Source organism: Nitrosomonas sp. (genome assembly GCF_019752095.1).
GTDB lineage: Bacteria > Pseudomonadota > Gammaproteobacteria > Burkholderiales > Nitrosomonadaceae > Nitrosomonas.
In genome coordinates, this window is record NZ_JAIEMO010000043.1 from 16451 (window position 1) to 28801 (window position 12351).

7 protein-coding genes and 1 pseudogene are annotated in these 12351 nt (G+C 42.7%); 3 read left to right on the forward strand and 5 right to left on the reverse strand.

What is annotated here, in order from left to right:
• Window position 1: 1 nt before the first annotated feature.
• Entirely contained in the window at window positions 2-898 is an 897-nt protein-coding gene (locus K2Q13_RS12350) for a hypothetical protein (RefSeq protein ID WP_292921457.1), read from the reverse strand.
• 15 nt (window positions 899-913) lie between these two features.
• Window positions 914-3289: an NAD(P)-binding domain-containing protein gene (locus tag K2Q13_RS12355; RefSeq protein WP_292921458.1), complete on the reverse strand. Its 2376-nt coding sequence runs from the start codon at window positions 3287-3289 to the stop codon at window positions 914-916.
• 1599 nt (window positions 3290-4888) lie between these two features.
• Between K2Q13_RS12355 and K2Q13_RS12360 the strand changes: the two genes are divergently transcribed.
• The 3 genes and pseudogenes from K2Q13_RS12360 to K2Q13_RS12365 all read left to right on the forward strand — a co-directional run bounded on the left by K2Q13_RS12360 (window position 4889) and on the right by K2Q13_RS12365 (window position 7803).
• Entirely contained in the window at window positions 4889-6322 is a 1434-nt protein-coding gene (locus K2Q13_RS12360; protein WP_292921459.1) for a M10 family metallopeptidase, read from the forward strand.
• Between the two features lie 222 nt (window positions 6323-6544).
• Window positions 6545-6745, forward strand: a complete 201-nt coding sequence (tnpA, locus tag K2Q13_RS13340) for an IS200/IS605 family transposase (RefSeq protein ID WP_365725946.1) — start codon at window positions 6545-6547, stop codon at window positions 6743-6745.
• 712 nt (window positions 6746-7457) lie between these two features.
• Window positions 7458-7803 (forward strand): annotated as a pseudogene (locus K2Q13_RS12365) (transposase).
• Between the two features lie 622 nt (window positions 7804-8425).
• On the opposite strand, the gene umuC reads toward K2Q13_RS12365, so the two are convergent.
• The 3 genes from umuC to K2Q13_RS12380 form a co-directional block, all read right to left on the reverse strand.
• On the reverse strand, window positions 8426-9715 hold the full coding sequence (gene umuC, locus K2Q13_RS12370) for a translesion error-prone DNA polymerase V subunit UmuC (protein WP_292921463.1): 1290 nt from the start codon (window positions 9713-9715) through the stop codon (window positions 8426-8428).
• A gap of 44 nt (window positions 9716-9759) precedes the next feature.
• A complete protein-coding gene (gene umuD, locus K2Q13_RS12375) occupies window positions 9760-10365 on the reverse strand; it encodes a translesion error-prone DNA polymerase V autoproteolytic subunit (RefSeq protein WP_292921460.1) in 606 nt (201 codons plus the stop codon).
• Between the two features lie 513 nt (window positions 10366-10878).
• Window positions 10879-12351, reverse strand: a 1473-nt coding sequence (locus K2Q13_RS12380; protein WP_292921462.1) for a hypothetical protein, incomplete at its 5' end; no start/stop codon positions are given.

A 12351-nucleotide genomic window follows, 5' to 3' on the forward strand; every position in this document is an offset into this window, starting at 1 on the left:
GCTACCAATAAATAAAGACTGATGTGATATGTATTATCAAGGCGCTTAACAATGCGAAGGATAGGGGAATGTGCAAATATAACCAGAACTGAAGCAGACTTTGGAGTTGTATTATTTTTTGTAGTTTTCCCAATAAAACAGCTCTTTTTCCAGTGGTTTCCAATAACTCCTGGAGGCAATTAATTTCATCGGCATTACTGCTATTAGCTAGTTTAGCTGCAAGAATTTCTATCAGCACCTGTTGTCCTTTGTTATCGACAATCTTGGTTGTGACGGCTGATCCCATCTCATTCGGAATCAACATCTTGCTACCGTCATAAGCGCTCAGCTGCGCCCAAAAATTACCCCCAATTGTACTGCGCCGAATCGCGTCCAACAGCAGATAATGGGTATGAGCATCAAGAGCAGTGACGAGACTTAAAGCGCGAGTATCCAGGTCTTTTAGGTTTTGGAATATGATTTCACGACTCAAGCCATTGCTTTGACGAACAATCAGCTCTGGGTACCTTCGATAAGCGTAAATCCCCCAGCAACCACTGGTGATGACTAGACACATTAGTGCATACGTCAACGTATGAATATTCCAGCCGAATTGAAAGCCGGAGTGTAGTGTGGCTAACAGCAGTAATACGAAACCAAGATAGACATGAGCGGATAACCAACCCGTGACGCTGCCAAGAGAAGAGTGATAAGAACGCTTGCGTACACCGAGGCACATTAAAAAAACGATTATTAAAGCGGACAGTGTGCCGAGCGTATATCCCAACCAAGTACCGCCATTGGATGGTTGACGCGGTGAATCCAATACGTAGGCAGTGATAGCCACAAGCGACAATAACATTGCATAGACGGCATATCGATATTTTTTATAACTGATAAATGATTGATGCATTGGCATTTGCAATTATCCCAATCAAGATAGTGAAGTAACTCTTTTGTTGACTAAGGGCACAACTTGATCAGCATGAATGCGAATGGCTGCACCGGTAGGGCAAGCATTGACGCAGGAAGGGCCGCTTTTCAGATCCTTGCACATATCGCACTTTACAGCTGTTTTATAAGTTACCTGCGGTCGTTTCCCGAGTAAACGGGAGAATAGACTGACGTTTTGTTTTATCTCATCCATCTTTATGGCATCATAAGGACAGTTTTCCACACAATTTCCGCAACCGATACAGGTGTCATTATCAATGAATACTTCGCCACTTTCTAATCTGTGTATCGCGTCGGGTGGGCAGTCCTTCATACAATGGGGATGTTCGCAATGACGGCAGGAAGTTGGGATATGCAATGAACCAAATGATGGTCCTGCTTTGCGGTCCAGGCGTGAAATACCGTGATGCGTTACGGCACAAGCTGTTTCACAATTGTCGCAACCTATGCACAGTGACTCATCGATAATCAATATGTTAGTTGCCTCTCCAATTCCATGATCCATTAGGAAGGAAAGCGTTTCCCCTCGTTTGGGCTCAGCTTGCATACTGGGATATTGCGCCAACTGATATTGCGTCTCTTGTTGAACTTTTGCGCGAAGTCTAGGATTGTTCAGTAAGAGTTCATTAAAATTGGCGTAATCAATGCTTAGTGCTTCTGTTGTGACCGTGGCTTGTGCAGCCACCATCCGATTACTATTTTTTGATAGTCCAATCAGACCAATAAAACTGCCAACGGCACAATAGGCTACAATGACTTCGCTTGCTCCGGTTTTCTTCGACAAAGTTATCGAACCTCTCCGTATCAAGTACAGATGACCGCTTGGATCACCTTCGCGGAAAACTATTTCATTGGCAGCAAAGTGATGAATTTTTGTTTGTTTGGCAACGTTTCGAATAACATCTTCGGGGGTATGGGGCATCAGGCGTGTCAGGGAACGAATAATTGAAGTTTTGTTAATTCTATCGTTGACCGATTTTTCCATGCGAATCAGTTTTTTCATCGCGCGCGGCGGTGTTACAAGAAGGATGCAATTTTCTCCTGAAATCACGGTAGCTTGGCGAGGTCGACCTGATATCAAGCTCGATTCGCCAAAGAAAAGCCCCTGTTTTAATGTAAAAACATCATCGGAATCGGTATGTACCCGTACTTCTCCACACAAGATATTGTAAAAATTTGAAGAATAACAACCCTGGACAAAAATTTCGTCTCCTGGTTCGGGTGCGATAATGTCGCTCAACATAATCAACTCGCGCAGATTTAAAGGATTTATGTCTCGAAACAACTGCAGATTTTGTGTGATCTGAGTCAGAGCGTTATCAACATCCTCACCACAAGCTAAGATTTCGAGTTTTTCCTGCAAGATTGAATGATCAGATGGCTTGATCGGGTTGCCCAGGATATGTTCGATCGCTTCGTAGCCTTGGTTCATGGCTTGCTTTATCAGTGGATAACCAGCCAATGCTCCGATGAGATATATTCCTGGCACATTCGATTCATAATGGAGCGATATTTCTGGGAGTGCATCGGGTTGTTCTGAAACATAGCGAATGCCGGCAGATTCAACAAATTTTCTTGGAGGAACTGTACCGAGCCTGGTAATGACGCGATGACATTCGAGTGAAATAACGTTATCCGGGGTTTTCAGAACAATCTGACCTGGAAATTTCTGCTCAGCTGTATTTTGATTCACCTCAATAATCGCTGATTCATAGAAACATTCAATCTGCTCGGTATCAATCGCCTTAAGAATACGATTCATATTTGCTTCTTTGGCACGTGAAAAATCGTTTCTCCGATTAATCAAAATAACGCGATTGTGGTGTGAAAGTGAAATTGCATTTTCAATCGCGGAATCGCCCGCGCCAACGATAACTATCGTTTCCTGTTGATAGGCATCCGCAGATTCCAGTGTGTTTTGAACAAACGAACAATCTTCTCCAGGAACATTAAGTTTTCGAGCATTCCCCTGAACACCAAGTGCAAGAATGATATTTTTTGCGCTGATAAAATCACCAGATTTTAGAGCGATACGAAAGTTATTTTTATTACCTTCGATCGAAATTACTTCCGCTTGGTAAAGAATATTGATATCGGTATTGTTGATGCTATGTTCCCAGTTCTTTAGTATAGACTCCCGATCTCCGGCTTCGAATTCAATATCACTGCGCAATGGTAGCTGGTTAGGCTCGGCCATAACATGCTTGCCTTTTTGATACTGTTGAATCGTATTGGCATGCTTGTCAGATGATTCAAGCAGGACGTGAGACATACTTTGCTGCGAGGCTCGTGCTGCAGCACTGATCCCTCCAGGGCCGGCGCCAATGATGGCGACATCAAAAACTTCTTTACTCATACTTTTTTTCCTTAAATCGTTCAGTAGCAGCGGCTAAATAAGCATGTTTTTATCCCTGAGGCAAAATGCTGAATCTCGCTGTAAATATATGTGCGATCAATCGATTGCACCGGCGTGATCATCTTTGCCGCGAATCTTGATCGTTCTTCCCAACTCATCTCGTAAATCAAGCATTCGCTCCAGTCCATGTCACTGCTTAAGAATGATATTGTTTGGACTGGGAATGATTATCGACGTAAAAACAACTAAGTCAGCATCGTTAATAACGGGGGTATTCATACCATTGTCGGTAGTAACCAAAGGGAGTGCAGCCGCTTAGCGACGCCTAAAAATAGCAGTCAGTACGTTATGGTCACTGCGAAGAAAGCTGTTTTTATAAAATTCATTTTGTGTTTGTATATATCCCATTCTAATCTCCAAAATATAAATTGATTTGTTAAAGAAAGTGGGTTTTTCCCACTCTAATTAGGGAGCTGTCGGAAAATTAGAAAAAACTGAGAAAAGTAAGAATTCCAGCAGCGTAAATCAATAAGTCGATAAATTAGCGGCTTTTTTCTTCAAAGAAGCCTTCCACTCTGTGAATTTGCCTGATTTGGCAGATTCGTCCTGTTTCAGTTTGATTTGATGATGAAACAAGAGGAAATAAAAAAATAGTCGTAGCTTTACTAGCGCGATTAGCTTACTTAGTCTTTTAAAAATCAGAATTATAGAAAAGACTTAGCTACAAATAGGGCAATATGCATACTACAAAAATCTATATTTAAGAGCATATTATTGTTAAATTATGGTTTACAAGAAAATAAACTCTCTTTTTAAGAGAGAAATTCAAATTCAGAAAATGTTTGTGTAAATGCCTATTCAGAGCTTCTCTTAAATGCTAGTTATTAAAAATGAGAATTATTACTCACAGGTACGTAATAAATATACGCGGGAATTATTCCCATGTCAATAAATATGCGTGGGAATTATTCCCATTTAAATAAATTTAGCCGTATAATGGGAATCTCGTGAGCTTGCTCCTGTTCCTGCAAGTTACTGTATATAATAATATTTATTATTTGAGAGAGGATATTGTAATTATAGGCGGCTTAAATATGATTCATGATACATCGGTGAATAAAGAACCCTGACGCTAGTAATGCTATACCGATTTCATAACAGAACCAGAAATTCCTCCCCAACTTGTCAGAAAAAAAGAACGGAGCGAAGAAAAGCCATGAGACGGGAAGGTATTGCCAAGTTAATTTTTATAGGGTAGCCAACGCTGGAATTCTGTATTGTGCGAGACACTAATTTATACGCAGAATCAGTTTTTAGCTTAGCTGGATTCATATAATAAGTGCAATTTTCCGAGTTAGAAGGTCAGCTGTTATATTTGACGATTTAACTCGCTAAAGGAAGATGTCAACACCATACTGGATGTTGTATGGTTTTGGATGGAAATCGATGGTGTTTGTATAGGGTCGCTGAATTTTCATTCTGCTATCATCGCGCAGATACAGTTAACTTGGCAGTACCCACTTGTTTCATATCAGAGTAGTTTAGGACTGTATTTTTCAGATCAATATTCAATACACAACAATTTAAGGGATTAAATAGATGGCATTTTCTAATCCGGTTGCCAGTCCGTTTTCTGGCAATGTATACATTAATGGCTTGCTGTGGGGCAATCATTGGAATGATCCAACTATGGGGACTCGTTTGAAAGTTTATATTGCGGGTATCAACGGGAATGAAGTTTTTGATTTTGGAGGCACTCCGGTTACCGCAAATACGGATCCGCAGGAAGTCACCGCATTTCAGCATGCTATGCAGCTTATCGAGCATGTTTGTAATGTTAATTTTATGAGTGCGACCAGTCAGTCGGATGCCGACATCATTGTTGGTGCCGCAAGTAATTCCGATGTGCAAGGTGGTTTGGGTGTTTCCATTCCTCCCGGTGAAGATATTGGTCCGGTGATCAATCGTCAAGGCGCAGCGATTGTCAATTTTGACGCTTATTCATCAGATGATTATTCAAGTCTCCACCAAGGAGGATATGACTTCACTACGGTTATCCATGAGTTTGGTCACGTGCTTGGATTGAAACATCCGCATGACTCAGGAGGAGGTGGGCGACCAAACTTTTTGGGAGTGACCGATCCGTTTGGGGATTATGGGGATTTCAACCTTAATCAAGGTATCTATACGATGATGACTTATAATGATGGTTGGCAAACGAATCCTAACGGTCCGCTTGATCCTGCCATCACTCCGGGCTATGGATATGAGGGCACACCTATGGCGCTCGACATTGCGGCTTTGCAATTTCTCTATGGCGCCAACACTAATTACCGGATGGGAAATGATGTATATACCTTGAGTTCTATTAATGTATCGGGAACATTCTATTCGTGTATTTGGGACACCGGTGGTATGGAAACCATTCGTAATTCATCGACTAAAAATTCGACAATTGATTTGCGTGCCGCGACACTTCAACATGCATTGGATGGTGGCGGGTATCTCTCGGTTGTTGATGGGGTCAATGGAGGATTCACAATCGCCCATGGGGTTATGATTGAAAATGCCACTGGCGGTACAGGCCTCGATACTATTAGAGGTAACTGGATGGCGAATACGTTGATCGGTAATGCAGGGAACGATTGGATTAACGGATTTGGCGGAGCAGACTACATTAAGGGTGGAAAAGGTGCTGATACGTTAATAGGTGGCGGCGGTGCCGATACCTTTGTTTATACTGCAGCAAACGACAGCACCGGCCGATTCGATTTGATCAAGGATTTTGTGCATGGGTTGGATGATATCGATGTGGCCGCGATTGACGCCAATGGTGTCGCTGCAGGCAATGCTGCATTCGTTTTTCGTGGAAGCTCGAAATTTACGGGTGCAGGTGCGGAAGTGCGATTTGTTAAGAATGCATCGAATAATGTTACTAATGTGCTTTTTGATATCGACGGCAACCAAGCCCCCGATATGACAATCCGTTTGACGGGCTTGATTACCATGGAGGCTAGTGATTTTACGTTATGAACTTGCGATTCCCCGAAGTCTTGCCCCGGGAATCTAATTAGTTTTTAGAATATCGGGATGCAAGAGGTCGTAGAGAAGTCGAGTCACTCTGCGTGGCAGATCCACTATCATGTTGTATTTGCGTTGGAATATAGCCGAGGACTGTTAGATGAGTCGATAGTATATATTATCGTGACGACTGCAAAGGAAATTGAAGAGAGATACGATATTGAGTTTGAGTAGATCGGTTGCGATAAAGATCATGTGCATATATTTTGTACAGCACATCCGAAGATTGCACCGTATCAGATTGTTAGGGTGTTCAGGAGTACTACGGCGAGAGAACTATTTAACAGAAAACCGGATTTAAAACGAGACCTGTGGGGCGGTGAGTTTTGGACAGATGGCTATTATGTTGCGACTGTGAGAGAAAGAGCGGATTGAAGTGTGGTTGAGAGGTGTGTTAAGAATCAAGGCAAGCCAAAAGAAGAGTTGCTTCAACTTGAGTTTTTCTAATAACCCGTGGTCTTGCCACAGGATTGTTTATTTATGCACAAATATTTTTCAATTGATCAATTGCCAATTATATTTTTTTGCCTTTAAGATAATCTATTAGGATTTATTAATCGATTTCGTGAGGATAAAAGGATGTAAATATAGGCAAGACGAGTAGGGTGTGTGTTGTGGCGCTGTAAGCGCATAAGTCCACAGGACGGACCCGACATATGACCTAAGATCAGACAATGATGAATAGATGTCAGAAAAAAGAGCCCAGCACATTTAAAAGGAAGAGAAGAGAGAAAAATGTACTGAGTAAGGATGCGGGAGGGCTTATTTTCACGCAAGGAAGAACAAAAAGTGAACTCTCAATCATCCGGTTACGCGTAGTAAATGCGATGGCCGCCACAGTATGCCAATCATTAATTGATGGACAGTTAATATATTACATGAGAAATTACATAATTGCAAACAATTCTCATTATCGTTTTAAATTATAACTTGAGCTAATCCAAACTTTGGTTACTGACAACTAATATTGCTACTGCCAAGTTAACTTAGGTAGGTAAGTCCCCGGCTTTGCCGGGGACTTACAGTGGTTTGACCTATATGGTGGTTATTGGGAATCTTCTATCTCGACTAAGAGAAGGAGTTCGAGATGAAAGAGTATCAGAGTTTGTCCCACACAAGATGGGATTTTAAGTGCCATGTGGTATTCATTCCGAAGAAGCGCAGATTGTAGAAGGATACATCATGTGCGCATGTGCCTCAGCATTCCGCCAAAATATGCGGTATTGAACGTGATGGGATGCATCAAGGAGAAGAAGTGAAATTGTGATAGCGAGGTGCTTTGGAGGCCGAATAAAGAACCTCACTGGCGAGGTTTTCTGGGATCGAGGGTATTTTGTTTCGACGGTGGGTTTGATGAAGGAATAGTCAGGGTGTACATCTGCAATCAAGAGCATGAGGATGAACATTACGACCAAATGAAATTGGACGTTTAGCCGCCTTGGGCGGTTCATGGTTTAGGGCGCCTTTGAGGTGCTCATTCAATAAGCCTCCGGTTTTGCCGGAGGTAATTTAACTTTCAAAGAGCACCCAATGCTGGAATTCTCGTTTTATGCTAACGTAACATCTTTCTAAAACACAAAGGCTCCTTGTCTCAGATTCCAGTAATGCCAGATGACGGGCAAGATTAAATAAAACATAGACACCTAACAGGCCGTTGAAAAACGTTTTCGAAGCAGCTGATGCAAGGCAAAAACAGGTAAAAAGCACAGTTTATGCATAATAAATGAGCATTTTGAACCTGTTTTTAACACCGCAGCGGCGATGCAGATAGTTTTTCAACGGCCTGCTAAGAATCGCTGAGCCTGTTTTATCGAATTGAACCTGCGTCTACTTCGTTCTCTCAACCAAATTAATTGGTGTGAAAGCTCGGTGCGATTATTGACGTACTTTTGGGCAAAAACTCAAGAAACTAATCGAAAATAGAGCTATATCGAATGTTGTATGATTTCGGATGGAAATCGATGGCGATTTGTATAGGGCCGCTGAATTATTCATTCTGCCAATATCGCGCAGACACAGTTAACTTGTCGGTACCATTATTTGTATTGGCTCATATCATTTCGTAACAAAAATCAACTCATCCCACTTCGTGGTATAGCCGGGACTTCTGTTTCCTTGCTTCATCTTCCATGGTTGCCTGAATCCCTCGGATGCCAATTTGAGTGTGCTTCTGCCCATGCGGATATTGATTTGATCTATGACATTCATCAAGTTATCCGATTTGTTATCTGCTGATATCCGACTAAAGAGATCGGATTGGCGATGATTCGCAGGCACCAGTTCAGACAGCATCACGCCAGCTTTCTGATATTTATAGCCACATCGATAGATTTTTCGTAATCCCCACAAAGCAATCTTGGTCAGTAAAACTGTATTTTCCGTTTGCGTGGCGAGTGGAATCGTCAGGCTATTCGTATAGTACGGCTCTTTCCCATTGAATGGACTGGTGCGGATAGTGACGTAGACTGCCCCGGCATATGATCGCTGTCGCCGCAATTTTTCTGCTGCACGGCCGATATAGAGAGAAATCGATTGTTCCAAACTAGCTAAATCTGAGACAGGAATTCCGAAGGAGCGTGAACTGACGATTTGTTTTCTGGGTGGACTCATTTCTTCCAGCTCGATACAAGGTGTGCCATTAATTTCACGGATAATCTTTTCCATGACGATCGAGAAATAGGAATGCATTCGCGATGGAGAGGCTATTCTGAGATCCAGAACGGTGTGAATTCCTATTTCATGCAGTCTGGGTGCAAGCCGTCTGCCGATTCCCCAGACTTCACCGACTGCAGTTTTGTTGAACCACTCGTCTTGTTGCCGAAGTGACATAGCACTCAGATCACACACGCCATTAAATTCAGGATTCTTTTTGGCAATATGGTTAGCCAGTTTTGCCAATGTCTTGGTTGATCCAATACCGACACAAACCGGCAATCCAGTCTGTTGCTTAATTTGTTGACGAATATGCTGACCGTAGAGAGTCAGGCTCCGTTTCCTGAATCCAGTGAGATCAAGAAAGCATTCATCGATGGAATATACTTCATAATGCGGGCTGAACGTTGCTAATATGCTCATGACGCGGTTGCTCATGTCGGCATACAAAGCATAGTTGGATGAATAAGCCACAATTCCGTGTTTCTTTGCCAGATCTTTGAGCTGGAACCAGGGCTGCCCCATTCTGATTCCCAGTGCCTTGACTTCGTTGCTTCTGGCGACTGCACAACCGTCATTGTTGGATAGCACCACAACCGGTTTGTCTTCCAGTTTAGGATTGAACACCCGCTCGCAACTGACATAGAAGTTATTCACATCAATCAGGGCGATAGAGCGATCAGACATGTTGATGCAGCAAGTGCGATGACTTTAACTTTCTGTCTGCAGTAAATTAATTACTCGAAACGGCGGAACGATCCTGTCACGACACCGAATATTTCAAATTGCATGCCTTCAATAATCTCGATCGGCAAATAAGCGCCTGAAGAATTTGCAGGCAATAATCTTGGTCTGCCATTCTTAGTACGATCGAATATCTTGATGGTGAATTCCCGGTCAACAACTGCAAGGACAATGTTACCGATACCCGGCGTCTTCGATCTATCCACGACAACCTTGTCACCCGGCAGCAAACCTACATCAATCATCGACTCCCCCTTAATTGTGACGAAGAACGTTGAAGCAGCGTGATCGATTAAAAATTCACTGATATCGAGGCGTTTCTCGACATAATCATCCGCCGGGCTTGGGAAACCTGCAGCAACTTTAGTAGAAAAAAGCGGCAATCTGGTTGATTGATCGCTGATGGCTGGCGTAAAGAATTCATCCACGTTGGTTGCTTCTTCATTCAAGCCTGTTCTTTTGCTCTGGTAAGCATCAAGAAACATTTTGATGCTAGCTCCCTGACTTTGTGGTATGCGTATTGCGATCGTCGGTTCGCCAAATCTACCCTGGCCGCGCGGCCTGCCTGCGTTTTCTCTTTTTCCGCCACGATTTGACATGTTCGAATAACTCCATGTATGAAATATGAGCAGTATTCAAACATACTCTATGTATCGGTGTCAAATAGCTTCGCAAACGGTACACCCAAGTTAACCTTTAAAAGGAATTCAACGCAGGACTTCTCGTCTAATAGCTAACGTAACATTTTTCCAAGACGCAAAGGCTCCTTGTCTCAGATTCGGGTAATACCAGATGGCGGTCAAGATTGAATAGAGCGGGGACACCCAAGAATCGCTGACCCTGAATCTGCGCATACCTTGTTCTCAACCGAGTTGAAGCTCTGCGCGATTCATAGGCGTATTCTCGGGCAAAAACTCAAGAAATTAATCGATAATAGAGCCACATCGAATGTTGTATGATTTCAGAGGGAAATCGATGCGTTTGTATAGGATCATTGAATTTTCATTCTGCCAATATCGCGTGGGTACAGTTAGCTTGGGACTACCCATTGCCGAGATATATTTCAGACGTCGATGGCAGCTTGAATGATAATTCGCCACCTTCAGGCTAAATTACCATTCAACTTTACCTGCATGTGCCCAAGTCAAACCACCATCGGTTGAAATGTAAGCGTTTGCTCGTGTGGTACCTATAATAGTGGCATCAAGTGCAAAGTTAGGAGATAAGCGGAATTCTGTAAATTGAATATTTTGTTGTAGTAATGAAGTACCTATATTTGTCGAGGATATTATGCCCCCATTATTATTCAGAGTAATCCGATAGAAACCTTTTCCATGAACGATAGCAAAGATAAGGCTATCATTAGAAAAATTAGGAGAAAATTCAATTTGCTGGATGGCGGTTCCCGGCCCTATATGGTTTTGAGTCATTGTAACCCAGTTAATGCCTCCATTCTTTGAACGATATAAGCCATTACTTGTGCCGGCGAAGATTAATTTATCCGTGGCGAATTGCGGCGAGACTGCAATTGATAAATGTTGTTGTCCCGGTAGGCCGCGCAATGTGATTAAATCAAATTTCAGCGATTGCAACCAACTGTCACCACCGTTAGTTGTACGCCAAATCTTCCCGGAGCGAGTTGCAGCGAAAGCAATCCGATCATTTGCATAGTTAGGGGAAATAGCCAAGCCTACAATATGCGATGTGGTGGGGACGCCTCGCAGCGAACGCCAACTGGTTCCGCCATCAAGTGTTTGCAAAACTCCATGTGATCTTGTGCCAACATAGATTTCTCGGTCGCTCTCAAACGTGGGCGACAACACAAAGGAATTGATATATACGGAAAATGGTGAGATTTCAGGGATTTTCGGAATAGGCTTTGTAGTCCAATTTTGTCCGAAGTCGTTGGAGAATCCAATATGTGTGGTATTTCTTGTGGCAACAGCCGTAGGCGGACCTGACTGATTTTTAGCAAAATCGACATCGAAAGCACTCATTGGAAGATCTATACTACTTGGGACTGGCCAACCGGTTCTATCGATAGTCCATGTTGTGCCACCATCGGAAGATCGGTATAAGCCTCCGCCGAAGTATGATGTTGCAATCATGCTTTGGTCATTGATGAAATTTGGTGACAAAGCCAAGCCTGTGAGTAGATTTTTGCGAGTTTGTTTTTGGATCCAGGTGATGCCGCCATCTTTCGAGATGAAAAGCCCATCATACGCAGAGAGGAATACCGTTTGGTCTGTCAAAAATGTGTTAGATACCTGCAATTCACTGAATTCCTCCACTGCGCTCGTTTGTCCGGTAACTGCTGCTCCAGACGCATGAAGCGTCCAACTGTCGCCGCCATCGGTTGATTTATATACGGATTTAGTTAAACTGGTGCAGAAAACTGTGCGATCAATTAAATAATTCGGTGAGAGTGATACATTATTTATGGGTTCCAAAGGTAAATTGGCTGGTTTGTTGTTAAATGTTATACCCGTGTCATTGCTATAAAAAATTCCATTGCTAGTGGCTAGAAATATCTCTTTAGGACTTCCTCCCGAAATTGCTATATCGTAAACGATTGAACCGCTAAC

Excerpts from the sequence above, each read along its gene's own strand:
- K2Q13_RS12350 (WP_292921457.1), bottom strand. The coding sequence starts at position 898 with ATGCCAATGCATCAATCATTTATCAGTTATAAAAAATATCGATATGCC.
- K2Q13_RS12360 (WP_292921459.1), top strand. The coding sequence starts at position 4,889 with ATGGCATTTTCTAATCCGGTTGCCAGTCCGTTTTCTGGCAATGTATAC.
- K2Q13_RS12355 (WP_292921458.1), bottom strand. The coding sequence starts at position 3,289 with ATGAGTAAAGAAGTTTTTGATGTCGCCATCATTGGCGCCGGCCCTGGA.
- umuD (WP_292921460.1), bottom strand. The coding sequence starts at position 10,365 with ATGTCAAATCGTGGCGGAAAAAGAGAAAACGCAGGCAGGCCGCGCGGC.